We start from the raw sequence: 26,299 nt of genomic DNA, 5'->3' as shown, positions 1-26,299 counted from the left end.
CATGGAAGGCTTCGGCGTCCACTCGGAGGTCGGCACGCTGCGCAAGGTGCTGGTGCACCGGCCCGACCTGAGCCTGCGGCGGCTGACCCCGTCCAACCATGACGACCTGCTCTTCGACGACGTGCTGTGGGTCGAGCGGGCGCAGTACGAGCACGACCAGTTCGTCGCCCGCATGCGCGAACGCGGCGTCGAGGTCTACCACCTGCAGGACCTGCTCGCCGAGACCCTCGCCGCCAGCGAACCGGCGCGGCAGCGGATGGTCGAGCTGTCGGCCTCGGAGTACACCGTGGGCATCTCGCTGGTCGACCCGGTCCGCGCCGCCCTGGACGCGCTGCCGCCGCAGGAACTGGCCCGCCACCTCATCGGCGGCCTCACCGTCGGCGAGGCCGGGCTCGACCTCGGCCTGTTCCGGGGCACCTCGCTCGGGGCGGCCGCCGCCGAGGACGACAGCGCGTTCATCCTGCCGCCGCTGCCCAACACCCTGTTCACCCGCGACTCGTCCTGCTGGATCTACGGCGGGGTCTCCGTCAACCCGATGTACTGGCCCGCGCGGCGGCCCGAGGCGTACAACGTCGCCGCGGTCTACCGGGCGCACCCGATGTTCGCCGACGCCAAGTTCGACTACTGGTATCCCGACCTCGGCGACGACGGCCGGTTCAACGTCGTCGACTTCGGCCGGTCCACGCTCGAAGGCGGCGACGTGCAGCCGATCGGCAACGGGACCGTCCTCATCGGGATGAGCGAGCGCACCCAGGCCCGCATGATCGAGGAACTGGCGCGGGCGCTGTTCGCCGCCGGTGCCGCCCAGCGGGTCATCGCGGTCGTGATGAGCAAGGACCGGGCCCACATGCACCTGGACACCGTCATGACGATGCTCGACCGCGACGCCGTCACCGTCTTCCCGAAGGTCGTCGAGAGCGTCCGGGCGATCAGCCTGCGCCCCGGCAGCAGCCCAGGGAAGTTCCACGTCACCCAGGAACGCGACCTGCTGTCGGCCATGGCCGACGCGCTCGGCGTCGGGCGGCTGCGCGTCGTGGAGACCGGCGGCGACGCCTACCAGCAGGAACGCGAGCAGTGGGACGACGGCAACAACGTGGTGGCGCTGTCGCCCGGCGTGGTCGTGGCGTACGAGCGCAACACCCACACCATCGCCAAGATGCGCGCCTTCGGCATCGAGGTCATCACCATCGAGGGCTTCGAACTCGGCAAGGGCCGCGGCGGCGGGCACTGCATGACCTGCCCGCTGCTGCGCGACCCGCTGTGAGGGGCCGCGCGATGCCCGACTTCCGCCGCGTGCTGCTGATCATCGTCGCGATCCTGGCGATCTTCATGCTGATGGCGTACGCCCGCGGCATCGCCCACCACCACGGCCGGCAGATCGACGGCCGACTGCCGTCGTCGGCGGCGGAACCGCACCATGGCTGAGGGCCCCGAGGCGGCGCTGCCGCACCGTCCCGTACGGCCGCCGACCATGCTGGACGCGCTCGCGCCCGTCGTGGTCCTGATCGCGCTGCTGGTCACCACCATCGCCCTGTTCGGCACCGGTGCCACCGACGGGCCGCTGCAGGTCGCGCTGCTGCTGGCCGCCGCGTTCGCCAGCCTGGTCGCGTTCAAGAACGGCCACAGCGTCGCGTCGGTCGCCGACGCCGCCGTCGGCGGGGTCACCTCGGCCATCGGGGCGGTGTTCATCCTGCTCGCGGTCGGCGCGCTGATCGGCACCTGGAACATGGCCGGGACCATCCCGACCGTCGTCGACTACGGCATCAGGCTGGTCAACCCGGCCTGGTTCTTCTTCACCACCGCGCTGGTCTGCGCCGTCGTCGGCATGGTCACCGGCAGCTCGTGGACGACCGCGGGCACGCTCGGGGTCGCGTTCGTCGGGATGGCCACCGTGATGGGCCTGTCGACCGCCGCCGCGGCCGGGGCGGTGATCTGCGGGGCGTACTTCGGCGACAAGATGACGCCCCTGTCGGAGACCACCATCCTGGTGCCGCAACTGGTCGGCCGGGGCCTGACCGTCGGTATGCACATCCGCAACATGGCCTGGACCGCCGGGCCCGCCCTAGGCATCAGCCTGATCCTGTTCCTGATCATCGGGCTGCGGAACCAGCCCGAGACCGCCGCCAGCACCGAAGCCGCCGAGCGGGCACTGGAAGGCGCCTACCGCGTCTCGGTGGTGTGCCTGCTCCCGCTGGCGCTGCTGGTCTACTTCGCGGCCCGCCGCTACCCGCCGTTCCTGGCGATCCTCGGCTCGGCCCTGTTCGCGGGCGTGCTCGCCCCGTTCACGCAGCCCGCCGCGGTGCGGGCGTTCGTGGACGACCCGTCGCTGGGCCCGGTCGCCACCGGAGTGGAGGCCCTGTTCAGCGCGATGGCCACCGGGTTCGTGAGCAACACCGGCGCCCCGAAGGTCGACCAGCTGTTCTCCCGGGGCGGCATGGCCAGCATGCTCACCACGGTCTGGCTGATCCTGGGCGCGCTGTCGTTCGCCGCGGTCATGGAGCACGCCGGGTTCCTCCAGCGGCTGCTGGCCCCGGTCGTGGCCCGCGCCCGCAGCCGCGGCTCGCTGATCCTGGCCGTCAACGCCAGCGGCGTGGGCCTCAACGTCATCGCCGGCGACCAGTACGTCGCCGACGTGCTGCCCAGCCGCATGTTCCGCGACGAGTTCGCCCGGCGCGGGCTGGCCCCGCAGGTGCTGTCGCGGGCGGTGGAGGACTCCGGCACGGTCACCTCGGTGCTGGTGCCGTGGAACACCTGCGGGGCGTACATCTCCGGGGTGCTCGGCGTCCCGACGGTGGCGTACCTGCCCTACTGCTTCTTCAACATCCTCAGCCCGCTGCTGGACGTCGCGTACGGCTACCTCGGCTTCAAGGTGCCGACCGCCGCACCGGAACCGGTTGCGGCGGGCGGCGGCCCGGCCCCGGCGGGAGGCGGCGATGACAGCCCAGAGCACTGAACCGGCGACACCGGCGGGCGGGCGGCGGAGGTTCACCCTGCCCTCGGCGTACACCATCCTGTTCGCCCTGATCGTGCTGATGGCGGTCGCGACCTGGCTGGTGCCCGCGGGCGCCTACGAGCTCGACGCCGACGGCAACCCGATCCCCGGCACCTACCACTCGGTCCCGGCCAGCCCGCAGCGGATCGTCGTCGACTCGCTGACCGCGCCCATCAACGGCCTCTACGGTATCGAGGACAAAGCCGGGAAGATCAGCTACTACAACTCCGGCGTGCTGTTCGGCGCGATCGACGTCGCGCTGTTCATCATCGTCATCGGCGGGTTCCTCGGCGTCACCATGCGCACGGGTGCGATCCAGGCCGGGATCGGCCGCCTGGTGCAGCGCCTGCACGGCCGCGAACGCTGGATGATCCCGATCCTGATGGCCGTGTTCGCCCTCGGCGGCACCACCTTCGGCATGGCCGAGGAGAGCCTGGCCTTCTACAGCCTGGTCATCGCGGTCATGGTCGCCGCGGGCTACGACACCCTCACCGGCGCGGCGGTGCTGCTGCTGGGCTGCGGCATCGGGGTGCTCGGCTCGACCATCAACCCGTTCGCCACCGGCATCGCGTCCGGGTTCGCGGGCATCCCGATCAGCCAGGGCTTCCTGCTGCGGCTGATGATCCTGATCGTGTGCCTGGCCGTCGGCACGGTGTTCGTGCTGCGCTACGCCGACAGGGTCAAACGCGACCCCGCCACCTCGGCCGTGTACGACATGAAGGCCGACAACGACGCCCACTTCCACCTGTCCGACGAGGCGTCCACCGCCGCGCTGACCGGACGCCACAAACTGATCCTCGGCGTGTTCGCGCTCGCCTTCGGCGTCATGATGTACGGCGTCATCCCCTGGTCGGACCTGGGCATCCCGCTGCCGACCCTGTGGTGGTGGTTCCCGGAGATGACCGCGTCGTTCCTGCTGTTCGCGATCCTGATCGGCCTGCTGGGCCGGATGCGGGAAGCGGCGCTGACCGAGGCGTTCGTCGACGGCGGCCGCGACCTGCTCGGCGTCGCCCTGATCATCGGCATCGCCCGCGGCATCACCGTCATCATGAACAACGGCCAGATCACCGACACCGTGCTGCACTGGGCCGAACTGGCCCTGGGCGACGTCGGCAAGGCCGCGTTCTCGATCGTCATGTACGTGCTGTTCCTGCCGCTGTCGTTCCTCATCCCGTCCTCGTCCGGGCTGGCCACCGTCGCGATGCCGATCATGGCGCCGCTGGCGTCGTTCCTCGGCGTCCCGCAGGACCTGGTCGTCACCGCCTACCAGAGCGCGTCCGGGCTGATGAACCTGTTCATCCCCACCTCGGCCGTGGTCATGGGCGGCCTGGCCATCGCCCGCGTGCCCTACGGCCGCTACCTGCGCTGGGTTTGGCCGCTGCTGGCGATCCTGGCCGGGGTCACCGTCGTGCTGCTCGCCCTCGCGGCCCTGCTGGCCTGACCGGGCCGAGTTCCCACCGCTGCGCGATCGGCGCCGCCGACAGCCCGTGCGCCAGCACGCTCAGCAGCACCGTCGCCGTGATCAGCACCGCCGTCAGCGCGGCCGCCGGTCCGCGCAGCTCCTCCACCGCCAGCAGCGCGAAGATCACGCTGGGCAGGCCGCACGGGCCCAGCCAGCCCAGCAGCAGCACCTCCCGGCGCGACCGGTGCGATCCGGCCAGGCTCAGCGCCACCGGCAGCATCCGCACCACGGTCAGGCTCAGCAGCGCGTACACCGCCACCTGCCAGTTCAGGGCGGCCATCGACTGCCACACCATCGACCCGAACACGAACCACACCCCGGCCGACAGCAGCATCACCACGTCGTGCACCGTCTGCACGTGCGCGGCGGGCAGGTCCCGGTCGGCGGCCCGCACCGCCAGCCCCGCCACGAACCCGGCCACGATCCCGTTGCCGTGCAGCGCGTGCGCGGCCTCGAACGCCAGCACCCCGACCGCCACGTACGCCAGCCGCTCGGCCGCCACCGCCGACCACGCCCGCTTGCGCGCCCACCGCAGCAGCCGCCCGGCGCCCGCTCCCGCCGCCACGCCGACCACCAGCGCGATCGCCAGTTCCCGGACGGTGTGCGACAGCAGCGGCGCCGTGCCCTCCTCATGCCCGGCCGCCAGCGCCCCGCCCAGGAAGAACAGCACCAGCGGGGCGGCCAGCCCGTCGTTGAACCCGCTCTCGACCTTCACCGCCAGCCGCACGTCGTGCGGGATCCGCTCGTCGTGCACCGCCGCCTCGGCCAGGCTCACGTCGGAGGCGGCCACCGCCGCGGCCACCAGCGCGATCACCCAGCCGCTCGCGGCCGGGAACAGCAGCGACCCGGCGAGGTATCCCAGCAGCACCGTCAGCGGGAAGGCGATCAGCAGCAGCCGCAGCGGCAGGTGCCCGGTCCCGCGCAGCCGCCCCAGCGCGATCCCGGTGCCGTCGGCGAACAGGATCAGCGCCAGCGTCGCCTGGAGCGGATGCTGCAACACGGTCGAGCTCGCGTCGATCGTGATCAGCGGTGCGGACCCGCCCGCCAGCAGGTGACCGGCCAGCATCAGCGCGATCGGGACCGTGATGCTGTAGCGCGCCGCCCGCCCGGACACCACGGCCCAGGCGATCAGGACCACGCTCAGTCCGATCAGTTCGTACACGGCTCAGCTCGCGCGGGGCTCACACCGTCGATTCTGTCATCGGACAAGCGGCGCATACCGGAAACCGGGCGTGGCCCGCCGGGCCCCGTCCGGCGTCAGCAGCAGCCCCTCGTAACCGGTCCCGGCCAGCAGCGACAGCCCGTCCGTGCCGCACGCGGCCACCGCGGTGGCGTACACGTCGGCCCACAGCAGCGACGGCCCGACCACGGTCACGCTCGCCACCCCGGTCGCGGCCACGCCCCGGTACGGGTCCACCAGGTGCGCCCCGCGCCGCGCCGTCCCCGACGTCGCCACCGCCCCCGCGGCCGTGTGCAGCACCCCGACCAGCCGCGCCGGGTCGGCCGGGTCCTCGATCCCGACCCGCCACGCCGCACCCCCGTCCCCGGCGGCCGCCACCAGGTCACCCCCGGCGTTCAGGCAGAACTCCCACCCGGCCAGCAGCCCCGCGGCCTCCTGCACCGCCCACCCCTTCACCAGCCCCGTCGGGTCGCACGGCAGCGTCCCGACCCGCCACGGGTCGAACCACCCGCCGGTACGCTCCCGCGCCTGCCCGCACAGCGCCACCACCTCCCGCACCGCCGCCGCACACCGCCCCAGCGGCAGCTCACCCCGGTTCCACCGGCACAGCTCGCTGTCCGGCCGGTACGGGCTGAGCAGCCGGTCCACCGACCGCAGGTGCGCGAACACCCGAGCCGCCGCGCGGGCCGCCTCCTCGCCGTGCACCCCGTCCCCGCGCAGGTGCACGCTCACCGGCAGGCCCATGATCTGCTCGACCCAGGCCCGCCGCGCCGCGGCGCTCACGCTCACTTCGCCGCCGCGTCCAGCGCCGCCTGCAACGACGTCAGGTACGCCTGGCTGGTGACCGTCGCACCCGTGACCGTGTCCACCTCGGCACTCTGCGCGGCCAGCACCGCCGCCCGCAGCAGCGGCAGCGCGTACTCGTTGAGCTCCAGCGAGTGGGCGTGGATGTCGTGGACCTTCAGCGGGACGACGTCGACCAGCCGGTTCCCGTCCAGTACGGCCCGGACCTGCACCGTGCCGAACTCCGTCGTGATCACCGGCCCGTCCACGTCCCGCGCACCCGGCGGCCGCGACGGCAGCGGCGAACCCGAGGGCGCTGCGGAACCCGACGCCGACGGCTCGGGGGAGTGCGGCGCCGCCGGGGCGGGCAGCGCCTCACCCCGGCTGGTCCGGTAGCTGAACAGCGCGACCAGCCCGGCCACGGTTCCGATCAGGAAGAACGCGATCTTACGCACGGCTCACCACCCGAACCGCTCGCTGTGGATCTGCCGCGCGGGCACCCCGGCGGACCGCAGCGCCGACCGCGCCGCGTCCATCCACGGCGGCGGCCCGCACAGGTACACGTCCCGCTCCGCGAGCCCCGGCACCAGCTCGGCCAGCACCTCGTGATCGGCCCGGCGCGCCGCCAGGTCGGCGGTCAGCCACGACACCCGGTCCGGCGGGGGAGGGCCGGGCAGGTACACCACCTCGGCGCCGCGCCGGGCCGCGATCTCGTCCAGCTCGGCCCGCAGCACGAGCTCCTGCTCGCTGCGCGCCCGGTAGATCAGCGTCAGGCCGCCGTCGCAGGCCATGCCCTCCAGCAGCGCCCGCATCGGCGTGATCCCGATCCCGGCCGCCAGCAGCAGCACCCCGCGCCCGCGCCGCCGGGACTCGGTCAGCGTCCCGAACGGGCCCTCCACCAGCACCGCCGTGCCCGGCGCCGCCGCGGCCAGCCGCGCCCCGTCGTCGCCGCCGGACCGGAACGTGAACCGCAGCCGGTCCGGCCGGGGTGCCTCCGACAGCGAGAACGGGTGCGCCCGCGTCCAGCCAGGACCCGTACGCAGCCGCCACAGCAGGAACTGACCCGGCCGCGCCGCCAGCCGGTCCAGCCGCCGCCCCGACAGGTACACCGAGTACACGTCCGACGCCTCGTGCGCCACCCGCTCCACCCGCAGCCGGTGCCGCATGCTGCGCCACCACGGCAGCGCCAGCCGGAACGCCAGCACCGAACCGGCCGCCGCCAGGTACAGCGTCCACCAGTAGGCGCGCGCGGCGGCGCCGGTGACGAACTCGGTGCCGTTCCACAGCTGGTGCGGCAGCGCCAGGCCGATGCCGAGATAGGCGTACAGGTGCAGCAGGTGCCAGTTCTCGTACCGCAGCCGCCGCCGCGCCGCCCGCACCGACAGCACCGCCACCGCCAGCAGCAGCCCGGCCCCGGCCGCCGCCAGCAGCATCCCCGGGTACGTCAGCACCAGCTGCACGAACCGGCGCACCGGCCCGGCGTCCGCCGTCGCCGCGTAGCCGACGCTGATCAGCGACAGGTGCGCCAGCAGGAGCCAGACCGAGGCGAACCCGGTCAGCCGGTGCCAGCGCGCCAGCCGGTCCTGCCCCCAGGCGCGTTCCAGCCACGGCACCCGCGCCATCGTGAACACCTGGAGCAGCAGCAGCGCCGCGGCGAGCAGTCCGGTCAGCCGACCGGCCGAGACATACGGCTGCGCGGCCAGGTCCCGCAGGCCGCCGCGGTCGAGCCACAGCGCGCACGGGCCGCCGAGCACGGCCGCACCCGCCATGGCGGTCAGGCCGCGCCCCAGCGCGGCGAGGTGGAGGAGGATCACGCACAGGCGAGTCCCCGGCGACGCCCGAGGTTCCGAGGAACTTTCCAGGCTCATGGGAGGTCGCAGCGGCAGTGGCGGATCACACCCGTCCGGACCCGTACGCCCGTATCGTGACGATATGGCGCAAACGGCCACCGCGCCGACCCCGGACGAGCTGGTACGGCGCCCGGACTACCTGCGACTGCTCGGGCTGGCCGGAGCGCTGGGCGTGCCGATCTCGCTGGCCGCGTTCGGCTTCCTGGCCGCCGTCCACCAGCTGGAGCACTGGGCCTGGGACACCCTCCCGCACGCCCTGACCGGCGGCACCGCCACGCCCTGGTGGTGGCCGGTGCCGCTGCTGCTCGTCGCGGGCCTGGCCGTCGGCGCGATCGTGTACACCCTGCCCGGCCACGGCGGCCACGTCCCCGCCGGGGGGATGGGGGCGGGTGTCTGCCCACCACCCGAACTGCCCGGCGTGGTCCTCGCCGCGTTCGCCAGCCTCCCGCTCGGCGCGGTCCTCGGCCCCGAGGCCCCGCTGATGGCCCTGGGCAGCGGCCTGGCCGCCTGGATCGCGGGCGGTCTGCGCATGGACCAGCGCCGCGTCGCCGTGATCGGAGTGTCCGGCGCGGCCGCCGCCATCGCGACCGTCTTTGGCAGCCCCGTCGTCGCCGCCATCATGCTCATGGAGATAGTGCAGCTCAGCGGCCTCGCCCTGTCGCTGGTCATCCTGCCGTGCCTGATGGCCGCCGGTATCGGCGCCGTCGTCTTCACCGGCCTGGGCGCCTGGACCGGCCTCCCATCAGCCACCTGACCCTGCCGCTGGCACCCGGCACGATCCGCCCCGACCCCGCCGACCTGCTGTGGAGCGTCCCGATCGCCCTGGTCGCCGCGCTGGGCGTCCGCTGGGTCCGGGGCCTGGCCCGCACGGTCGCCCCGTACGTCGCCGCCCGGCCGCTGACCCGCACCCCACTGATCGCCCTCGCCGTGGCCGCCTGCGCCTGCGCGTACGCCCTGCTCACCGGCCGCGACCCGATCGACGTCGCCTCCTCGGGCCAGCAGACCCTCGCGGCGGTGGCGTCCGCCCCGCAGAACTGGTCCGAGGCGGCGCTGGTGCTCCTGCTGCTGACCAAGGGCCTCGGCTACGCGCTGTCCCTGGGTTCGCTGCGCGGCGGTCCGGTGTTCCCGGCGGTCTGCCTCGGCGGCGTGCTCGGGGCCCTGGCCGCACCGCTGCCCGGCCTCGGGCTGATCGGCGGCCTCGCGGCAGGCATGGCCGCAGCCACGGTCGCCGCGCTGCCCGCCCCGGTCAGCGCCACCGTCCTGGTCCTGCTGCTGCTCGGCGGCTACGCGGTCGGCATGGCACCGGTCGTGCTGATCGCGGCCGTGGTCGCCTTCGTCGCCGAGCACATCTTCACCGACGGCCTGAACCGCGACCGAACTTCGGCCGGCTAAGCCCCACGCTCGTACCGCCGATCCACGCCGTCAATCTTTGATCTTGCTCGTGCGATGGACGACCAGGCGGGCAAACCAGTTGCCCGGCCGTGAAGGCGGCTGGCACCGTGAGCAGATGATCACGCGACCCACGCTCCTCCTGACGGTCGGCCTGCCGGGTGCCGGGAAGACGACGCTGGCGAAGCAGCTCGCGGATGAGCGGCGCATACTCCGCCTCACCCCGGACGACTGGATGGCTCCGCTGTTCGGAGACAGCGAGGCGGACGGTCGACGGGACATCCTTGAGGGCCGGATGATCTGGACGGCGCACGAGGTACTTCGCAGCGGAGCCTCGGTCATCCTCGACTTCGGGTGCTGGTCGAGCGACGAGCGGTACGCGATTCGGACGATCGCGGAGTCGACCGGTGCGGGATTCGAGCTGAGATATCTCAAGATCGACGAGTCGGAGCGCCGGGCGCGGGCGAGCCGTCGCTGGCGCGAGCACCCTGAGACGACGTTCCCGATGACCGACGCGGACCATGATCGGTTCCTGGCCCTGTGCCAGCCGCCCACGGCGGCGGAGCTTGACCAGGCACCGGTCCCGGCACCGCCGTCAGGTTTCGACAGCTGGCAGCACTGGGCCAGCGCCCGCTGGCCGACACTGCCGCGGCTGGACGGTCGCCGGGCCGCCTAGCCGGCCGCGCCCTCAGGCGTTCCAGCGCAGCAGCACAGGGGTCTCGCGTTCGTAGCCGAGCACGCTGGTCGTGCCGGTCTCCAGCCGGAACAGCGCGCCGTCGGCCGGAGGCAGTCCGAGCCAGCGGGAGGTGAGCACCCGCAGCTGGTGGCCGTGGCCGACCAGGGCGACGTCGCCGGTGGCCAGCATCGTGCGGGCGCGTTCGAGGACCCGGTCGGCCCGGGTGCCGACCTGCCCGGCCGTCTCGCCGCCGGGGCAGCCGTGCTGCCACTGCGTCCAGTCGGGACGTTCCAGCCTGATCTCGCTGGTGGTGCGGCCCTCGTACGCGCCGTAGTTCCATTCCAGCAGGTCGTCGTCGGTGGCGGTGACGTCCAGCCCGGCCAGCGCCGCGGTGCGCACGGCGCGCTGCAGGGGCGAGCAGAGCACGGCCGCGAACGCCCGCCCGGCCAGCTGCGACGCCAGCCGCCCGGCCTGCCGTTCGCCCTCGGCGGTCAGCGGCAGGTCGGTGAAGGAGGTATGGCGCCCGTTGGCGCTCCATTCGGTCTGCCCGTGCCGGATCAGCACGATCTCACGCATGATCACACGTTAGCGGTGCCTGGCCGCCTCCGGGCGCTATCCGCCGCCGAGTCGCATTCCCCACGTCACCGGATGCCCGCCTTCGGGCCGCGACATACCGAAGGGCGGGGCCGGGCGGGCCGGTGCGCTCCGAGAATGGAGAGGTGGGCGAACAGCCGCTCATCCCGCACTACGCCGTGGTGGACCGCACCCCGGCGGAGATCCGGGCGAGGATGGCGGCATACCTGGAGTCGGCGGCGGCGCACCCGTCGATCGGGCGCATCCGCGCGCTGGCGGCCGATGCGATGCGGCTGGCGCCCGGCCACCGGGTGCTCGACGGCGGCTGCGGGCTGGGCGAGGCGGTCTATCCGCTGGCGCTGCGGGTCGGCCCCGAGGGGTCGGTGGACGGCGTCGACAACTCGCAGAACATGCTCGCGCTGGCCGACCGCCGGTACGCGGTGTGGCTGAAGGCGCATCCGGGCGCGGCGCCGGTGCGTTTCGTCGCCGGTGACCTGACGGCGCTGGACTATCCGTCGAGCAGCTTCGACGCGGTGCGCTGCGAACGTACGCTGCAACATCTCGACGACGCCGAGGCGGTGGTGGCGGAGCTGGTGCGGGTGACGCGGCCCGGCGGGCGGGTGTGCCTGGTCGACACCGAACTGGGAGTCGCTGACGTTCGAGGGCATCGCCTACGAGGTGCTGACGCCGATGCTGTGGCGGATGCGGCAGCGGTCGGTGATGAGCAACCCGTCGATCGGGCGTACGCTGCGCAACCGGCTGAAGCAGGCCGGGGCGGTCGAGGTCGAGTGCCACCCGGTGACGCTGCACTTCTGCGACCCGGTCGAGGCACAGCACGTGGTGCCGTACTTCGAGCACGACCTGCTGATGCAGATCGTGGGCCACGATCCGGGCAACGACGAGATGGTGGGGCGATGGCTGGCCGCGGTGGCGGACGCGGCCGAGCGCGACGAGTTCCTGGTGGCGCTGACGATCTGGGTGGTGGCCGGGACGGCGCCGTCGGCCGGATACGCCGAAGGCGCCTGCTGAGCCCGGCAGGCGCCTTCGAAGGTCGTACGGTCAGGGTGGTCAGTCCTGGTGCTGCTGCTCCTCGACCTGCTTGCGCCACCACTTCTGGCCCGACTCGGGCAGGGTGTCGATCGGGTCGTAGTAGGCGTAGCGCTTGGCGAGCACCTCGGAGTCCTGGGTGGCCTCGATCGAGGTGCGGTAGTTCTTGGTCCAGTACGAGATGCCGTTGTCGCGGTCGTACTCGGTGAGCATGTGCACCCAGCGCTTGCCGACGAACGGCACGTCGCAGACGATGCGCGGGGTGGCGTAGCCGGGCAGGTAGCCCATGATGTCGTGCTGCAGGGCCTGGGCGTGCGCGACCGAGACGCGCCAGTGCTCGGCGTTGGGGATCATGTCGCACATGTAGAAGTAGTACGGCAGGATGTTGGCCTCGCCCTGGAGCGCGAAGCACAGGTCGAGCAGGTCCGGGCTGGTGGCGTTGACGCCGCGCATGAGCACGCCCTGGTTGCGCACGTCGCGCACGCCGACCTCCAGCGCCGTCTTGGCGGCGCGGGCGACGGTCGGGGTGATCGAGTTGACGTGGTTGACGTGGGTGTGGATGGCCAGGTTGACGCCGCGGCGGCGGGCGGTGCGGGCGACGCGCTCCAGGCCCTCGACGACGTCGGGCTGCAGCCAGTGCTGGGGCAGGCCCATCAGCGCCTTGGTGGCCAGGCGGATGTCGCGGATGGTGTCGATCTCCAGCAGCCGCATCAGGTACGACTCGAGGCTCTTCCACGGGACGTTGGCCACGTCGCCGCCGGACACGACGACGTCGCGCACGCCCGGGTGGGCCTTGAGGTAGGCGATGTGGGCGTCGTAGCGGTCGACCGGCTTGAGCTCCAGCTTGAGCTTCTCGACGGCGGGCGTGGAGTTGCCGACCAGGTCCATGCGGGTGCAGTGGCCGCAGTACTGCGGGCAGGTGGACAGCAGCTCGGCGAGCACCTTGGTCGGGTACCGGTGGGTGAGGCCCTCGGCGACCCACATGTCGTGCTCGTGCAGGCTGTCGCGGCTGGCGTGCGGGTGACTGGCCCACTCGGTGAGCCGGTCGGAGGCCACCGGGATCATGTAGCGGCGGACCGGGTCGGCGTAGAACGCCTCGGTGGTCAGCTCCTCGCGCGCCATGGTGTTGAGCATCTGCGGCGGGACCAGCATCGACATGGTGGCCATGTGCTTCTGGTCGGCTTCGAGGTCGGCGTAGAACCGCTCGTCGACGGTGTCACCGAGCAGGGCGCGCAGCTGCTTGATGTTCTTGACGCAGTTGACGCGCTGCCACTGTGCGGAGTCCCACTGCGCGGGGGTGACGTTCCGCCAGCCCGGGAACCGGGTCCAGTCGGGTTCGACGAGTTCCACGCGGCGGTACTCGTAGGGCTGCCCAGCGTTCATCGGTGGCCTCTCCTTTGCGGTCCAGATGACCATACTGGAACTTCTTCGGCTCACCAACTATTCTGCCGTAGAATTTCCCGCGACAACCATGTCGGGCAGCATATTTGCCTCCGTGATCGCGGGGGAGCGGCACTTTTTGAGGAGAAACGGACAATGACGTCACCGATCGGGCTGCACCGGGTGCTGGAGCCGAAGGGCGTGCTGCCCCAGGCGGCGCTTCGGCTGGACAATTCGGCGCAGATCGGGCAGGACGAGGTGCGCATCTCCGTCGAGCGCCTGAACCTGGACGCGGCGAGCTTCCGGCAACTGGAGACCAAGCACGCCGGTGACGGCGACGCCGTCCGCGCCGAGGTCCTGGACATCATCGGGGCGCGCGGCAAGATGCAGAACCCGGTGACCGGGTCCGGCGGCATGCTCATCGGCACCGTCGAGGCCGTCGGCCCGCAGTCCCCGCTCGGCCTGAGCGTCGGCGACCGCGTCGCGACCCTGGTCTCGCTGACCCTCACCCCGCTCGCCGTCACCGACGGGCTCAAGCGCTGGGACGGCCGCAGCGAGCAGGTGCCGTGCGAGGGCCACGCGGTCCTGTTCGCGCGTTCGATCGCGGCGGTGCTGCCCGCCGACCTGGACCCGGAGCTGTCGCTCGCGGTGATGGACGTGTGCGGCGCCCCGGCGCTGACGGCGCGGGTGGTGCGCCAGCACGCCGAGCGCGGCAACGCGCCCACGGTCGCGGTGATCGGCGGGGCCGGCAAGAGCGGGTCGCTGTCCCTGGCGGCGGCGCGGGCGGCCGGCGCGGCCCGTACCGTCGGGATCGTGCCGGTGGAGCGCGAGCGCGCCCTGCTGGAGCCGACCGGCCTGGCCGACGTCGTCGCGCTGGCCGACGCCCGCGACCCGGTGGCCCTGGCCGCGGCGGTGTCGGCGGCGCTGGGCGGCCCGGCCGACGTGACGGTGGTCTGCGTGGACGTGCCCGGCTGCGAGCACGGGGCGATCCTGTCGACCGCCGACGGCGGCACCGTGATCTTCTTCTCGATGGCGACGAGTTTCGCGGCGGCGGCGCTGGGCGCCGAGGGCCTGGCCGCGGATGTGACGATGCTGGTCGGCAACGGCTACGTGCCGGGGCACGCGGCGTACGCGCTGGGGCTGCTGCGGTCGGTCCCGGCGGTTCGGGAATTGTTCGAGTCCCGCCTGCGGCAGGAGTCCTCGTCGGCCGGGCCGGACACGGCACACTGACCACATGCAGACTTCGGTGACCCCCCTGCCGGCCGAGCCCACGACGCTGTGGTGCAACGCCGTCGTTCGCAGTCCCGCCGACCCGGCCGCGACGGCGATGCTGACGCGCGGCCAGACGATCGTGTGGCTGGGCCCCCTGGCCGACGCGCCGTCGGCCGACGTGCGGGTCGATCTCGGTGGTGCGCTGGTGACCCCGGCGTTCGTGGACGCGCACGTGCACGCCACGGACACGGGGCTGGCGTTGGCGGGGCTGGACCTGTCGGCCGTGCGCAGCGCGACGGACCTGCTGAAGGCGGTGTCGGGGTTCGCCGACGGGCTGGGGCAGGACGCGGTGGTGCTGGGACACGGGTTCGACGAGAGCACCTGGGGCGCGGCGCAGACGCCGCCGAGCGCGGCGGAGCTGGACCGGGCGGCGGGCGGGCGCAGCGTGTACCTGTCGCAGGCGTCGATCCATTCGGCGCTGGTCTCCTCGGACCTGCTGGCTCTGGCCGTCGGCGTGCCGGGCTACGACGAGTCGGGCTGGGTCCGCCGGGACGCCCACCATGTGGTGCGGGAGAAGGCGTTCGGGCAGATCACGTACGGGCAGCGGCAGCAGGCGCAGGTGACGGCGCTGCGGCATGCGGCGTCGCTGGGGATCGCGGCGGTGCACGAGTGCGGCGGCCCCGGCACGTCGAGCGAGAACGACTTCACCGACCTGCTCCGCCTGTCGGGCCAGGGCCTGCCCGAGGTGTACGGGTTCTGGGGCGAGCTGATGGGCGCGGCCAAGGCCCGGGAGCTCGGCGCGGTGGGCGCGGGCGGTGACCTGTACGCCGACGGCGCCCTGGGTTCGCGCACCGCGCACGTCACGAAGAACTACCTGGACGGCGAGCAGGGCTGCGGGCACGGCTACGTCACCGCCGAGCAGGTGCGCGACCACCTGCTGGACTGCCACGCGCACCGGATGCAGGGCGGCTTCCACGCCATCGGCGACGAGGCGATCTCCACGGTGGTGGCGGGGTTCGCGCTGGCCGAGCAGCGGCTCGGCGTGGACGCGATCCGCGACGCCCGGCACCGGGTGGAGCATGCCGAGATCATGGACAAGCGGCTGATCGCGGCGTTCGTGGAGTTCGGGATCGTGGCGAGCATGCAGCCGGCGTTCGACCGCCTCTGGGGCGGCACCGCCCAGATGTACGCCCAGCGCCTGGGCGTGGAGCGGAGCCTGGCGTCCAACCCGATGGGGCAGATGCACAACACCGGGGTGGCGCTGGCGTTCGGGTCGGACAGCCCGGTGACACCCCTGGACCCGTGGGGCAGCGTCCGGGCGGCGATGTGGCACTTCAACCCGCAGCAGCGGATGAGTGCGAAGTCGGCGTTCGCGGCGCACACGCGTGGCGGCTGGCGGTCGGTGCACCGCGACGGCGAGGGGGTGCTGGTGCCGGGGGCGCCGGCGACTTTCGCGGTGTGGCGCGCCCCGGCCGGGCTGCAGGGAACCCTTCCGATGCTTGGGCAGCATGACGAGCTGCCGGTTTGTGTCCGTACCGTCCTTCGTGGAGAAACCATCTATGCACAGCAATAAGCTGCATCTGGACCCGGAACTGGTCGCCCGTGCCCGTGCCCTGGCGGCACGGGCCGGGCGGCCGGTCGTGGACATGGCCCGCTCGCACACCACCGTGTCGGTGGAGCGGGCGGTGCTGCGGTTGGCCGGGATCACCGGCGCCGACGCCGACGGTATTCCGTGGGTGAACCGCCTGGTCGACGCGGTGCGCGCCGACGTGGGGCTGGGGCACGGGGTGGCGCTGCCGGTGTTCCACGCCGTGGCCGAGCACGGCCTGGCCGGGTCAGGTGCGGACCTGACGCTGCTGGCGCAGAAGGCGGCGTCGGGGTCGTTGCGGTTCGACCTGCCCGGCGGCAAGGCCGCGACGGCGGCGCGCAAGGCGTCGCGCCGGGCGGTCGCCGCCGGGATCAGGCAGGTCGACCGCAACCGCGTCGAACGCGACAAGATGATCAAGAAGTACGGCGACCCGAAGCAGCGCCCGTGGATCTACCTGATCGTGGCGACCGGCGACATCTACGAGGACATCCCGCAGGCGCAGGCCGCCGCCCGCGCGGGCGCCGACGTGATCGCGGTGATCCGCTCGACCGGCCAGTCGCTGCTGGACTACGTCCCCGAGGGCGCGACCCGCGAGGGCTTCGCGGGCACGTACGCCACGCAGGAGAACTTCCGCCTGATGCGCGCCGCCCTGGACGAGTCGAGCCGCGAGCTGGGCCGCTATGTGCGCCTGACCAACTACGCGTCGGGCCTGTGCATGCCGGAGATCGCGACCCTGGCCGGGCTCCAGCGGCTGGACATGATGCTCAACGACTCGATGTACGGCATCCTGTTCCGCGACATCAACCCGATCCGCACCTTCGTCGACCAGCGGTTCTCCCGCCAGATCCACGCCCGCGCGGGGATCGTCATCAACACCGGCGAGGACAACTACCTCACCACCGCCGACGCGGTCGAGGCCGCGCACACGGTCACGGTGTCGCAGCTGCTCAACGAGTACTTCGCGCACGAGGCCGGGCTGGCCGACTGGCAGCTGGGCCTCGGGCACGCGTTCGAGATCAACCCGGATCTGCCGGAGTCGTTCCGCCTCGAACTGGCGCACGCGCTGCTGGCCCGGGAGCTGTTCCCGGACGCGCCGCTGAAGTGGATGCCGCCGACCAAGCACATGACCGGCGACGTCTTCCGCGGCAACCTGCTCGACGGGTTCTTCAACCTGGTCGGGGCGCTGACCGGGCAGGGCATCCTGCTGGTCGGCATGATGACCGAGGCGGTGGTGACGCCGTGGCTGTCCGACCGCGACATCGCCCTGCAGAACGTCCGGTACGTGCTGAACGCGGCGGGCAAGCTGCACGAGGACTTCATGCCCGCGCCCGGCGGGTTCATCCAGCAGCGCGCCCACCAGGTCCTGGACGAGGCGATCGACCTGCTGGCGAAGATCGAGGACGACACCCTGCTCAAGGCGATCGCCGACGGCACGTTCGGGATCATGAAGCGGCCCGCCGACCGGGGCAAGGGCCGTGACGGCGTCGCCGCGCACGAGGACGGCTACTACAACCCGGCCACCGACATCCTGGAGCAGCCGGCCAAGGGGGAGCAGCAGTGAGCACGGTCATCCGCCCGTACGGCGACACCACCGGCGACGGCATGACCCAGGTCAGCTTCACGCTGCCGCTGCCGCACGACAAGAAGGCCGAGGGCGCGGCGCTCCAGCTGGCGGCGAAGATGGGCCTGGACCCGGCGATGCTGGTGCACGCCAAGCAGATGGGCGACGGGTTCACGTTCTTCGTCGTGTACGGCTCGGTCCGGCACCTGGTCGAGCTCGACAAGGTGCAGGTGGTCGAGCGGGACTTCCCGCTGCTGGGCGCGAAGGAGGTCAACACGGTCGTGAAGCAGAGGCTGCGGCGCAAGCTGTCGGTCGTCGGCGCGACCATCGGCACCGACGCCCACACCGTCGGCATCGACGCGATCCTCAACGTCAAGGGCATCGCGGGCGAGAAGGGCCTGGAGTACTACCGGGAGCTGAAGGTCGTCAACATGGGCGCCCAGGTCACGGTCCCCGAGCTGGTCGCCGCCGCGAAGGCGGAGAAGGCCGACGCGGTCCTGGTGTCGCAGGTCGTGACGCAGCGCGACGCGCACCTGCACAACACCCGCGAGATGTCGGCGGCGTTCCGGGAGGCGATGCCGGCCGACAAGCGGCCGCTGCTGATCGTCGGCGGGCCCCGCTTCGACGAGCTGATGGCCGACGAGCTGGGCGTGGACCGGATCTTCGGCCGCGGCACGACCCCGCGCGAGGTCGCCAGCTACCTCGTGCACGCCCTGATCACCCAGCGCGCCGAGCGCAAGAAGGAGAAGGCTGCCGCATGAGCGTCGGACTGACTGTCACGCACCGCCGGTATGTGCCCTACAGCCACGCCCACTACGCGGGCAACCTCGTTGATGGCGCGTACGCCCTGGCCGCGTTCGGGGACGTCGCGACCGAGGTGTGCATCCGCACCGACGGTGACGAGGGCCTGTTCGCGTCGTACTCCGACGTGCAGTTCAAGGCTCCGATGCGGGCCGGTGACGTGCTGGAGATCTCGGCGACGGTGACCAGGATGGGCACCCGCAGCCGCACCATCGACTTCGAGGCCCGGGTCGTGTGCCGGGGCCGGCCCGACGTGTCGGAGTCGGCGGCCGAGGTGCTGGACCCGCCGGTGGTCGCCGTGACCGCGACCGGCACCGTGGTCGTGCCGCCGAAGGCGTGACGTGCTGATCTGCTGCGTCGACGTCGGGTCGACGTTCACGAAGGCGGCCGTGGTCGACACCGACGGCGGGCGGCTGGTCGCCACCGGCAGCCACCGCACGACCGTCGGCACGGACGTGCTGCACGGCCTGGACGCGGCGGTCGCGGCGACCGGGCACACCCCCGACGGGCTGCTGGTGTGCTCGTCGGCGGGTGGCGGGCTGCGCCTGGCCGTCATCGGGTACGAGCGCCTGGTCACCGCGCAGGCGGGGCACCGGGTCGGGCTGTCGGCCGGGGCGAAGGTCGTCCACGTCGCCGCCGGGGTCCTCGACCGCGACGGCCTCACCGCGCTGCGGGCCGCCCGACCGGACGTGGTGCTCCTCGTGGGCGGCACCGACGGCGGCGACGCCGACACCATCACGGCCAATGCGACCCGCCTGGCCAAGGCCAGATGGCGGGTCCCGGTCGTGCTGGCCGGCAACGCCGACTGCCGCGACCGGCTGCACGCCCTGCTCGCCGACGCCGGGGTGCCGACGGTCGCGGTGGCCAACGTGCTGCCCGCCATCGGGACCCTGGATCCGGGTCCGGCGCGGGCGGCGATCCGGCAGGTGTTCCTCCAGCACGTCATCGGCGGCAAGAAGCTGTCGCGGGGTCCCCGGTTCGCGTCCCTGGTGCGGGCGGCGACCCCGGACGCGGTCCTGACCGGCGTCGAGCTGCTGGCCTCGAACCTGGGCCAGGATCTGCTGGTCGTGGATGTGGGCGGGGCGACCACCGACGTGTACTCGGTGCTGATCCCCGACGCCGAGCGGCTGGCCGGGGTCCGCGACGAGGTCGCCGGGACGCTGTGGGCGGCCCGTACCGTCGAGGGGGACCTGGGGATGCGCTGGTCGGCGCCCGGTGTCGTCGCGGCGGCGCTGGGGGAGAAGCTGCTGCCCCACGACGACACCCATGCGTTGCAGCAGGCCGCCGACCTGCGGGCCGAGCATCCTGGTTTCGTCGCCGACAGTGCCCTGGAGCAGGCTGTCGACTGGCGGTTGGCCGAGCTGGCGGTGACCGTCGCGCTGCGCCGTCACGCCCGGGGTGAGGCTGCCGTGACCGGCGGGCCGCGTCGTGGCGGTCGTGACCTGCGTGACGTGGCGCTCGCGATCGGGTCCGGCGGGGTGCTGCGGCACAACCCGCCGCCGGTGGCGCAGCGGATCCTGGCGGCCGGGTTGACCGACAGCGCGGGCGGGTGGCCCCTGCCACGTGCCCCCCGCACCTTCGTCGACTCGTCCTACATCCTGGCGGCGGCGGGGCTGCTGGCCGCCGAACATCCGGCCGCCGCGGGTGCGTTACTCGCCGCTGAGCTGCGGTGACGAGTCCCCGGACGGGTAATGGTCACGCTGCGTGCACGCATGCTCAAATTGACCCGGCGGTGCGCTCACGCGTACCGTCGTAAGGTCCTCCGCCGCATCAGCGATCGACTCGATGGTGCGGCAGGCGGCACGGCGGTGGCCAGTAGACAACGATCCGACGCCCGGCAGCCGGTTTGGCGCGGATCGGCCCGAAGGCCACCGGCCGCGGCCGCCTGTAGGAGTTGGGGAGTGCGGGGCGCGGCCGTCGGCCGCGCCCCGATTCTTGTGTAGCCTGTGCAGCACCCCGGGTGTGATCTTCCCTGGGCGGCGCGAAGCGCCCGACTGCGACAGATAGGTGAAGTGGTGACGGTGCAGACCCTGGCCCCGGCGACCCCGCCCGGCCCGCCCGCCCGCACCCCCGGCTCCGGCCCCCGGCTGTGGACCGCGTTCGGGCTGGCTGTCCTGTCGGGGCTGGCGCTGCTGGTGTCGTTCCCGCCGTACGGCCAGTGGTGGGCCGCCCCGGTCGGGGTGGCGCTGCTGGCGGTGGCGGTGCACGGGCGGCGGCTGCGCGCCGGTGCCGGGCTGGGTCTGATTTCGGGACTGGTGTTCTTCGCGCCGCTGCTGGCGTGGACGAACCTGCACGTCGGGTATGCGCCGTGGATCCTGCTGGCGCTGTTCCAGGCGTCGTACCTCGCGCTGCTGGGTGTCGCGCTCGCGTGGGTGACCCCGCTGGCGGCGCGCCGGGCCGGGCTGTGGCCGCTGGCGGTGGCGCTGCTGTGGACGGCGCAGGAGGCGCTGCGCGACCGGGCCCCGTTCGGCGGGTTCCCGTGGGGCAGGCTCGCGTTCAGCCAGGCCGACGCGCCCGCGCTGATGCTGGCCCGGTTCGGCGGCGCCCCCCTGGTGACGTTCGCGGTCGCGCTGTGCGGCGGCCTGCTGGCCGCGGCGTGGCTGGCCGTACGCGCACGTCCCGCCGACGGTGACGCCGTCGCCGGGCCGCGCTGGGGCGCCGTGGGCGCCTACGCGGCCGGGGCGCTCGTCGTGGCCGGGATCGGCCTGGCGGTGCCCGCCGCGACCCCCGCCGGTGCGCCGGTGACCGTCGCGATCGTGCAGGGCAACGTGCCGCGGCTCGGCCTGGACTTCAACGCCCAGCGCCAGGCCGTGCTCAACAACCACGCCCGTGCCACCCTCGACCTGGCCCGCCGCGTCGGCGCCGGTGAGCTGCCCCGTCCCGACCTGGTGATCTGGCCGGAGAACGCCTCCGACATCGACCCGCTGCGCAACATCGACGCCGCCGCCGCGATCGACCAGGCCGCGACCGCGATCAACGCCCCGATCCTGGTCGGCGCGGTCCTGTCCGGTCCGGGCGAGGGCCAGTCCCGCAACGCGGGCATGGTGTGGCTGCCCCGGCAGTCGGCGTACGGGCCGCCGCAGCAGATGTACCTCAAGCAGCACCCGGTGCCGTTCGCCGAGTACCTGCCGCTGCGCCCGATCGTCGAACCGATCGCGCAGGCGATCACGAACCAGGCGAAGCTGCTGCGTACGGACTTCGTCGCCGGGACCGAGCCCGGGGTGCTGACGCTGGGCCCGGCGAAGGTCGGCGACGTGATCTGCTTCGAGGTCGCCTACGACGACGTCGTGGCCGACACCGTGCGGCACGGGGCGCAGCTGCTGGCGGTGCAGACCAACAACGCGACGTTCGACGTCGCCGAGGCGACCCAGCAGCTGGCGATGGTGCGGCTGCGGGCCGTCGAGCACGGCCGCGACAGCCTGATGGCCTCGACTGTCGGTGTGTCCGGTTTTGTAACTGCTGACGGTTCTGTGCATGATGCAACTGGTTTCAATACCGAAGCGGTGGTGGTACGGCAGCTGCGGCTGGGCACCGGGTCCACGCTCGCGACCAGGGTGGGTGCGTGGCCGGAGGCCGCCGCGGCGCTGGCCGCGGCTGGGGTGCTGATCGCAGCCGCTGTGCTGCGCCGGCGCCGGTCGCGCGGAGCGTGACCGGCCCCGACCAGAGGAGGCCCCGGGTGGGTCAGGCAAGCGGCGAGGACGGCTACCCCGGTGTGGGCCGGGTCCTGGTGATCATCCCGACGTACAACGAGAAGGAGAACATCGGCTCGATCGTCGGGCGGGTCCGGGCCGCGACCCCGCAGGTCGACGTGCTCATCGCCGACGACAACAGCCCCGACGGCACCGGTGCGATCGCCGACGCGATGGCCGCCGCCGACGACCGGATCAAGGTCATGCACCGGCCCGGCAAGCAGGGCCTCGGGGCGGCGTACCTGGCCGGGTTCGCATGGGCCGACGAGCACGGCTACGACGCCGCGGTGGAGATGGACGCCGACGGCTCGCACGCCCCGGAGCAGCTGCCGCTGCTGCTGGACGCGCTGCGCGGCGCCGACGCGGTCATCGGGTCCCGCTGGACCAGGGGCGGCAAGGTCGTCAACTGGCCGCTGCACCGGCTGCTGCTGTCACGCGGCGGGAACCTGTACACCCGCACCGTGCTGGGCATGGGCGTCAAGGACGCCACCGGCGGCTACCGGGCGTACCGCACCGACGTCCTACGCAAGATCGAGGTCGAGACGGTGGCGTCGCAGGGCTACAGTTTCCAGGTCGAGCTGACCTGGCGCACGTTCCGCCACGGCTTCCGGATCGTGGAGGTCCCCATCACCTTCGCCGAGCGCGAGCACGGCGCGAGCAAGATGAGCGGGTCTATCGTGAAAGAGGCGCTGTGGCGGGTGACCGTGTGGGGGGCACAGGCTCGGCGGGACGCGCTGCGTCGCGCGTTCAAGCCCAGCGACCGCTGGCCGTGAGGCCGGCGCGGAGGTGAAACGGATTTGCGCAGGCTGCGGTGGGTTCCGGCGGCTGTCCTGCTCGTCGGGGCGGTCGAGTTCCTGATCTTCCTGTGGCTGGCGTCGCAGATCGGGGCGGGCTGGGCGCTGCTGCTGGTCGCGGTGCTGTCGATTCTCGGCATCGTGCTGATGCGCCGGGAGGGCATGGCGGCGTGGCGAAGGCTGCGCGCGGCCCGGCAGGGCGGCGATCCGCGCGGCGAGCAGGCCCTGGACGCGGTCGTGGGCCTGGTCGCGGCACTGCTGCTGATCATCCCCGGGCTGCTGACGGCGGTGGTCGGCCTGCTGCTGCTCATCCCGCCGGTGCGGCGGCTGGTGCGCTCGCGGGCGCGGGCGGCCACCGAGAAGCGGATCCCGGCGGGGGCGGCCAACAGCGTGTTCGGGCCGCGCCGGGTCCGGGTGACGACCACGACCCCGCACCACCCGCCCGCCCAGCCCCCGGGCGCCGCGCCCCCGACGCCGCCCGGCACGGCCTCGTCCGAGGTCATCGAAGGCGAGATCGTCGACTGACCCAGGGACCGGGGCGGAAACCTGGTGCGGTACGGGGCGGTCGGGGCGGAGAATGCCGCAGTGATGATCGACTACTGGCCCCTATACGGGCTGCGGCTGCGCACCCCGAGGCTGGAACTGCGGCTGCCCGTCGGGGACGAGCTGGCCGCACTGGCCGACGCGGCCGCCGCCGGGGTGCACGCGCCGGACCGGCGCCCGTTCCTGACCCCGTGGACCGAGGCCGCGCCGGCCGAGCGGGGCCGGGCGGTGATCCAGCGGCAGTGGCGCCGGATCGGCACCTGGGACCGGCAGGACTGGGCGCTGGGGTTCGCGGTGTTCCGCGACGGGCAGCCGATCGGGGAGCAGGAGCTGGCGGGGCGGGAGTTCGCCGTGCGGCGGGAGGTGCGCAGCGCGTCGTGGCTGGGCCTGGCCCACCACGGCCAGGGGCTGGGCACCGAGATGCGGGCCGCGGTGCTGCAACTGGCGTTCGCGGGCCTGGGTGCGGCCGACGCGACCAGCGCGTCGTTCGCCGACAACCCGGCACCGCTGCGGGTGTCGCAGCGGCTGGGCTACGAGCTGGACGGTCTGGTCCGCGATGTACTGGACGGGCAGGTGGCGCTCACGCAGCGGCTGCGGCTGACCCGGCAGCGGTGGGAGCAGGCCGCCCAGGTCCCGGTCGAGGTGGACGGGCTGGCGGCGTGCCTGCCCGAGTTCGGGCTCTGAACACGGCGAAGGCGCTGAACACGGCGAAGGCGCCCCGGTTCACCCGGGGCGCCTTCGTGTCGGTTCAGCGGCCGCGCTTGACGCGGACCTCGGCCAGGCGCTCGTTGAGGATCTCCTCGAGCTCCTCGATGGAGCGGCGCTCCAGCAGCATGTCCCAGTGGGTGCGCGGAGGCTTGACCTTCTTCTGCTCCGGCTCGGTGCCGTCGATGAGACGGGCGACGCTGCCGTCGAACTTGCACTCCCACATCGACGGGACCTCGGCGTCGACGGCGAACGGCACCTCGAAGCGGTGGCCGTTGGCGCACTGGAATTCGCGGATCTGCCGGGGCGCGAGTTCGGTGTTGCGGTCCGACTCGTAACTCACGGCTCCCAGTCGGCTTCCCCGCAGCATGCGCTCGCCCATACCAGCTCCTCACGTTGAGAACAGACTTCGGGTGGTGCAACACGCCGGACGGGTCCAAGATTCCCTCGAAGGTGACGCAGCGTGTCGTAGAACTGTAGCGGCCCCGGATTCGTGAGTCTGCCTCACCCGTACCCCCGACCGCGATATTGTCCGATTGGACCTGTATTGCGGGGAACATCACATCCGGGAGGACGCGATGGCCAGCACCACGGCGGCGGCCGCCGCCAGGCCGGTCAAGACCTGGATGGGTCACCCCGGCGGCCTGGTGGTGCTGTTCCTCACCGAGATGTGGGAGCGGTTCAGCTTCTACGGCATGCGGGCGATCCTCGTGCTGTTCCTGGCCGGTTCGGCCAGCGCCGGGGGCTTCGGCATGACCGCGGCCGCGGCGGCGGTGCTGTACTCGATCTACAACTCGATGGTCTACTTCATGGCCCTGCCCGGCGGCTGGGTCGCCGACCGGCTGCTGGGCACCCGCCGCAGCGTCCTGTACGGCGCCATCGTCATCGCCCTGGGCCACTACAGCCTCGCCGCCGGGTCGAAGGCCATGTTCTACCTCGGACTGGTGCTCATCGTGCTCGGCACCGGGCTGCTCAAACCCAACATCTCCGCCATGGTCGGCGAGCTGTACGACAAGCACCCCGAGATGCACGAGTCCCGCCGTGACTCGGGGTTCACCCTGTTCTACCTCGGCATCAACCTGGGCGCGTTCTTCGCCCCGCTGCTGACCGGCTACTTCGCCGCCAAGAACGAGTGGCATGTGGCGTTCGGCATCGCCGCGGTCGGCATGACCCTGGCCGTCATCCAGTACCTCTTCGGCCACCGGCGGCTGGAGGGGGTCGGGCTCAAGGCCCACAAGCCGCTGCTCTCCCACGAACGCCGGAAGCTGCTGACGGTCGCCGCGATCGTGGTGGCGATCGTCGCGGTGCTGATCATCGCCGACGTCGCCGCCGGCACGTTCCGGGCCCAGCACGTCATCACCGCGCTGACGCTGATGGCGCTGGTCGTGCCCGCGGCGTACTTCCTGATGATGTTCCGCGACAAGTCGCTGACCACGCAGGAGCGTTCCCGCGTCAGCGCCTATGTGTGGATCTTCATCGGCGCGGCGCTGTTCTGGATGATCTACGACCAGGCGGGCAGCCTGGTCAGCCTGTTCACCGAGAACGACGTCGACCGGCAGGTCGGCAGCTTCGAGATCCCCACCGCCTGGTTCCAGTCCATCAACCCGGTGCTGATCCTGCTGCTCGCGCCGGTGTTCGCCTGGCTGTGGACCAGGCTCGACCGGCGCCAGCCCGGCACCCCGGTCAAGTTCTCCTGGGCGCTGCTGGGCATCGGCCTGTCGTTCCTGGTCATGGGCGCCGCCGGGGCCGCCGCCGGGCGCGGTCTGATCTCTCCCTGGTGGATCGTCCTGGTCTACTTCATCCAGACCTGCGCCGAGCTGCTGCTCAGCCCCGTAGGCCTGTCGGTCACCACCAAACTCGCCCCGCTGCGCTACGCCAGCCAGATCATGGGCCTGTGGTTCCTGGCCAGCTCCGCCGGCAACGCCCTCAACACCTGGGTCACCCCGCTGGCCGAGAAGCTGCCCGCGGGCGTCTACTACGGCGGCCTGGGCCTGCTGGCGATCCTCGTCGGCATCTGCTTCTGGCTCGGCGCCCGCAGGATCGGCCAGCTGATGCACGGCGTGCACTGAGGAAC

At 72.6% G+C, this 26,299-nt stretch carries 26 protein-coding genes and 1 pseudogene; 20 read left to right on the top strand and 7 right to left on the bottom strand.

Annotation, left to right across the window (positions count from 1 at the left end):
• The first annotated feature begins 1 nt into the window (after nt 1).
• Genes Cs7R123_RS20835 through Cs7R123_RS20820 form a run of 4 tightly spaced genes read left to right on the top strand, consistent with a single transcriptional unit; the run spans nt 2 to nt 4,433 of the window.
• Complete coding sequence (locus Cs7R123_RS20835; RefSeq protein WP_212834371.1) at nt 2–1,264, top strand: arginine deiminase; 1,263 nt, start codon at nt 2–4, stop codon at nt 1,262–1,264.
• 11 nt (nt 1,265–1,275) lie between these two features.
• On the top strand, nt 1,276–1,425 hold the full coding sequence (locus Cs7R123_RS20830; protein ID WP_212829390.1) for a hypothetical protein: 150 nt from the start codon (nt 1,276–1,278) through the stop codon (nt 1,423–1,425).
• On the top strand, nt 1,418–2,953 hold the full coding sequence (locus Cs7R123_RS20825) for a Na+/H+ antiporter NhaC family protein (RefSeq protein ID WP_244872047.1): 1,536 nt from the start codon (nt 1,418–1,420) through the stop codon (nt 2,951–2,953). The genes Cs7R123_RS20830 and Cs7R123_RS20825 overlap by 8 nt, the downstream gene beginning before the upstream one ends.
• Complete coding sequence (locus Cs7R123_RS20820) at nt 2,934–4,433, top strand: YfcC family protein (protein ID WP_212829389.1); 1,500 nt, start codon at nt 2,934–2,936, stop codon at nt 4,431–4,433. The genes Cs7R123_RS20825 and Cs7R123_RS20820 overlap by 20 nt, the downstream gene beginning before the upstream one ends.
• Here Cs7R123_RS20820 and Cs7R123_RS20815 read toward each other — a convergent pair.
• The 4 genes from Cs7R123_RS20815 to Cs7R123_RS20800 are packed head-to-tail and all read right to left on the bottom strand — an operon-like array spanning nt 4,393 to nt 8,231.
• The gene (locus Cs7R123_RS20815) at nt 4,393–5,616 is read right to left on the bottom strand and encodes a cation:proton antiporter (protein WP_212829388.1); all 1,224 of its coding nucleotides are present in this window, start codon (nt 5,614–5,616) and stop codon (nt 4,393–4,395) included. The genes Cs7R123_RS20820 and Cs7R123_RS20815 overlap by 41 nt on opposite strands.
• A gap of 36 nt (nt 5,617–5,652) precedes the next feature.
• Entirely contained in the window at nt 5,653–6,417 is a 765-nt protein-coding gene (locus Cs7R123_RS20810) for an FAD:protein FMN transferase (RefSeq protein WP_212829387.1), read from the bottom strand.
• A gap of 2 nt (nt 6,418–6,419) precedes the next feature.
• Complete coding sequence (locus Cs7R123_RS20805) at nt 6,420–6,872, bottom strand: FMN-binding protein (protein WP_212829386.1); 453 nt, start codon at nt 6,870–6,872, stop codon at nt 6,420–6,422.
• Nucleotides 6,873–6,875: 3 nt separating this feature from the next.
• A complete protein-coding gene (locus tag Cs7R123_RS20800) occupies nt 6,876–8,231 on the bottom strand; it encodes a ferric reductase-like transmembrane domain-containing protein (RefSeq protein ID WP_244872046.1) in 1,356 nt (451 codons plus the stop codon).
• A gap of 118 nt (nt 8,232–8,349) precedes the next feature.
• Here Cs7R123_RS20800 and Cs7R123_RS20795 point away from each other — a divergent pair, with 118 nt between their 5' ends.
• The 3 genes from Cs7R123_RS20795 to Cs7R123_RS20785 are packed head-to-tail and all read left to right on the top strand — an operon-like array spanning nt 8,350 to nt 10,332.
• Entirely contained in the window at nt 8,350–9,021 is a 672-nt protein-coding gene (locus tag Cs7R123_RS20795) for a chloride channel protein (protein WP_212829385.1), read from the top strand.
• Nucleotides 8,943–9,659: a hypothetical protein gene (locus Cs7R123_RS20790; protein WP_212829384.1), complete on the top strand. Its 717-nt coding sequence runs from the start codon at nt 8,943–8,945 to the stop codon at nt 9,657–9,659. The genes Cs7R123_RS20795 and Cs7R123_RS20790 overlap by 79 nt, the downstream gene beginning before the upstream one ends.
• Nucleotides 9,660–9,708: 49 nt before the next feature.
• Nucleotides 9,709–10,332, top strand: coding sequence for an ATP-binding protein (locus Cs7R123_RS20785; RefSeq protein WP_212829383.1), 624 nt, complete (start codon nt 9,709–9,711; stop codon nt 10,330–10,332).
• 12 nt (nt 10,333–10,344) lie between these two features.
• Here the strand turns inward: Cs7R123_RS20785 and Cs7R123_RS20780 are convergent, their stop codons facing one another.
• Nucleotides 10,345–10,908, bottom strand: coding sequence for a histidine phosphatase family protein (locus tag Cs7R123_RS20780; protein ID WP_212829382.1), 564 nt, complete (start codon nt 10,906–10,908; stop codon nt 10,345–10,347).
• Nucleotides 10,909–11,120: 212 nt separating this feature from the next.
• On the opposite strand from Cs7R123_RS20780, the pseudogene Cs7R123_RS41125 reads away from it, so the two are divergent.
• Both Cs7R123_RS41125 and Cs7R123_RS20770 read left to right on the top strand, forming a co-directional pair.
• Nucleotides 11,121–11,534, top strand: a pseudogene (locus tag Cs7R123_RS41125) (methyltransferase domain-containing protein); the annotation flags it as partial.
• A gap of 49 nt (nt 11,535–11,583) precedes the next feature.
• Complete coding sequence (locus tag Cs7R123_RS20770; protein WP_212829381.1) at nt 11,584–11,934, top strand: hypothetical protein; 351 nt, start codon at nt 11,584–11,586, stop codon at nt 11,932–11,934.
• 39 nt (nt 11,935–11,973) lie between these two features.
• Here Cs7R123_RS20770 and Cs7R123_RS20765 read toward each other — a convergent pair whose 3' ends face one another.
• Nucleotides 11,974–13,335 carry a KamA family radical SAM protein gene (locus Cs7R123_RS20765; RefSeq protein WP_212829380.1) on the bottom strand — a complete coding sequence of 454 codons (1,362 nt, stop codon included), beginning with the start codon at nt 13,333–13,335 and terminating at the stop codon, nt 11,974–11,976.
• 153 nt (nt 13,336–13,488) lie between these two features.
• Here Cs7R123_RS20765 and Cs7R123_RS20760 point away from each other — a divergent pair, with 153 nt between their 5' ends.
• The 10 genes from Cs7R123_RS20760 to Cs7R123_RS20715 all read left to right on the top strand — a co-directional run bounded on the left by Cs7R123_RS20760 (nt 13,489) and on the right by Cs7R123_RS20715 (nt 24,204).
• Entirely contained in the window at nt 13,489–14,562 is a 1,074-nt protein-coding gene (locus Cs7R123_RS20760) for a zinc-binding alcohol dehydrogenase (RefSeq protein ID WP_212829379.1), read from the top strand.
• Between the two features lie 4 nt (nt 14,563–14,566).
• The gene (locus tag Cs7R123_RS20755) at nt 14,567–16,117 is read left to right on the top strand and encodes an amidohydrolase (RefSeq protein WP_212829378.1); all 1,551 of its coding nucleotides are present in this window, start codon (nt 14,567–14,569) and stop codon (nt 16,115–16,117) included.
• Nucleotides 16,104–17,693 carry a lysine 5,6-aminomutase subunit alpha gene (locus Cs7R123_RS20750; RefSeq protein WP_212829377.1) on the top strand — a complete coding sequence of 530 codons (1,590 nt, stop codon included), beginning with the start codon at nt 16,104–16,106 and terminating at the stop codon, nt 17,691–17,693. Before Cs7R123_RS20755 ends, Cs7R123_RS20750 begins: the two co-directional genes overlap by 14 nt.
• Nucleotides 17,690–18,454: an OAM dimerization domain-containing protein gene (locus Cs7R123_RS20745; RefSeq protein WP_280517319.1), complete on the top strand. Its 765-nt coding sequence runs from the start codon at nt 17,690–17,692 to the stop codon at nt 18,452–18,454. Before Cs7R123_RS20750 ends, Cs7R123_RS20745 begins: the two co-directional genes overlap by 4 nt.
• On the top strand, nt 18,451–18,834 hold the full coding sequence (locus Cs7R123_RS20740) for a hotdog domain-containing protein (RefSeq protein ID WP_212829376.1): 384 nt from the start codon (nt 18,451–18,453) through the stop codon (nt 18,832–18,834). Before Cs7R123_RS20745 ends, Cs7R123_RS20740 begins: the two co-directional genes overlap by 4 nt.
• Nucleotide 18,835: 1 nt before the next feature.
• Entirely contained in the window at nt 18,836–20,167 is a 1,332-nt protein-coding gene (locus Cs7R123_RS20735) for a glutamate mutase L (RefSeq protein ID WP_212829375.1), read from the top strand.
• A 414-nt stretch (nt 20,168–20,581) separates the two neighbouring features.
• The gene (lnt, locus tag Cs7R123_RS20730; protein WP_244872440.1) at nt 20,582–22,144 is read left to right on the top strand and encodes an apolipoprotein N-acyltransferase; all 1,563 of its coding nucleotides are present in this window, start codon (nt 20,582–20,584) and stop codon (nt 22,142–22,144) included.
• A 26-nt stretch (nt 22,145–22,170) separates the two neighbouring features.
• The gene (locus Cs7R123_RS20725) at nt 22,171–22,956 is read left to right on the top strand and encodes a polyprenol monophosphomannose synthase (RefSeq protein WP_244872045.1); all 786 of its coding nucleotides are present in this window, start codon (nt 22,171–22,173) and stop codon (nt 22,954–22,956) included.
• 24 nt (nt 22,957–22,980) lie between these two features.
• A complete protein-coding gene (locus tag Cs7R123_RS20720; RefSeq protein ID WP_212829372.1) occupies nt 22,981–23,502 on the top strand; it encodes an FxsA family protein in 522 nt (173 codons plus the stop codon).
• A 63-nt stretch (nt 23,503–23,565) separates the two neighbouring features.
• Nucleotides 23,566–24,204: a GNAT family N-acetyltransferase gene (locus Cs7R123_RS20715; RefSeq protein WP_244872044.1), complete on the top strand. Its 639-nt coding sequence runs from the start codon at nt 23,566–23,568 to the stop codon at nt 24,202–24,204.
• A 64-nt stretch (nt 24,205–24,268) separates the two neighbouring features.
• On the opposite strand, the gene Cs7R123_RS20710 is transcribed toward Cs7R123_RS20715, so the two are convergent.
• Complete coding sequence (locus Cs7R123_RS20710; RefSeq protein WP_212829370.1) at nt 24,269–24,607, bottom strand: RNA polymerase-binding protein RbpA; 339 nt, start codon at nt 24,605–24,607, stop codon at nt 24,269–24,271.
• Between the two features lie 196 nt (nt 24,608–24,803).
• Here Cs7R123_RS20710 and Cs7R123_RS20705 point away from each other — a divergent pair, with 196 nt between their 5' ends.
• Nucleotides 24,804–26,294 (top strand): peptide MFS transporter, encoded by a 1,491-nt coding sequence (locus Cs7R123_RS20705; protein ID WP_212829369.1) that lies wholly within the window; start codon nt 24,804–24,806, stop codon nt 26,292–26,294.
• Nucleotides 26,295–26,299 lie beyond the last annotated feature (5 nt).

The sequence above is a fragment of the Catellatospora sp. TT07R-123 genome (assembly GCF_018327705.1).
Taxonomy (GTDB): Bacteria; Actinomycetota; Actinomycetes; order Mycobacteriales; family Micromonosporaceae; genus Catellatospora.
The sequence above is the reverse complement of the archived record's forward strand: the minus strand, read 5'-3'. Positions and strand labels throughout refer to the sequence as shown.

Coding starts and splice junctions, on each gene's coding strand:
- Cs7R123_RS20835 (WP_212834371.1), top strand. CDS start 2: ATGGAAGGCTTCGGCGTCCACTCGGAGGTCGGCACGCTGCGCAAGGTG.
- Cs7R123_RS20830 (WP_212829390.1), top strand. CDS start 1,276: ATGCCCGACTTCCGCCGCGTGCTGCTGATCATCGTCGCGATCCTGGCG.
- Cs7R123_RS20825 (WP_244872047.1), top strand. CDS start 1,418: ATGGCTGAGGGCCCCGAGGCGGCGCTGCCGCACCGTCCCGTACGGCCG.
- Cs7R123_RS20820 (WP_212829389.1), top strand. CDS start 2,934: ATGACAGCCCAGAGCACTGAACCGGCGACACCGGCGGGCGGGCGGCGG.
- Cs7R123_RS20795 (WP_212829385.1), top strand. CDS start 8,350: ATGGCGCAAACGGCCACCGCGCCGACCCCGGACGAGCTGGTACGGCGC.
- Cs7R123_RS20780 (WP_212829382.1), bottom strand. CDS start 10,908: ATGCGTGAGATCGTGCTGATCCGGCACGGGCAGACCGAATGGAGCGCC.
- Cs7R123_RS20765 (WP_212829380.1), bottom strand. CDS start 13,335: ATGAACGCTGGGCAGCCCTACGAGTACCGCCGCGTGGAACTCGTCGAA.
- Cs7R123_RS20760 (WP_212829379.1), top strand. CDS start 13,489: ATGACGTCACCGATCGGGCTGCACCGGGTGCTGGAGCCGAAGGGCGTG.
- Cs7R123_RS20755 (WP_212829378.1), top strand. CDS start 14,567: ATGCAGACTTCGGTGACCCCCCTGCCGGCCGAGCCCACGACGCTGTGG.
- Cs7R123_RS20750 (WP_212829377.1), top strand. CDS start 16,104: ATGCACAGCAATAAGCTGCATCTGGACCCGGAACTGGTCGCCCGTGCC.
- Cs7R123_RS20740 (WP_212829376.1), top strand. CDS start 18,451: ATGAGCGTCGGACTGACTGTCACGCACCGCCGGTATGTGCCCTACAGC.
- Cs7R123_RS20715 (WP_244872044.1), top strand. CDS start 23,566: ATGATCGACTACTGGCCCCTATACGGGCTGCGGCTGCGCACCCCGAGG.
- Cs7R123_RS20710 (WP_212829370.1), bottom strand. CDS start 24,607: ATGGGCGAGCGCATGCTGCGGGGAAGCCGACTGGGAGCCGTGAGTTAC.
- Cs7R123_RS20705 (WP_212829369.1), top strand. CDS start 24,804: ATGGCCAGCACCACGGCGGCGGCCGCCGCCAGGCCGGTCAAGACCTGG.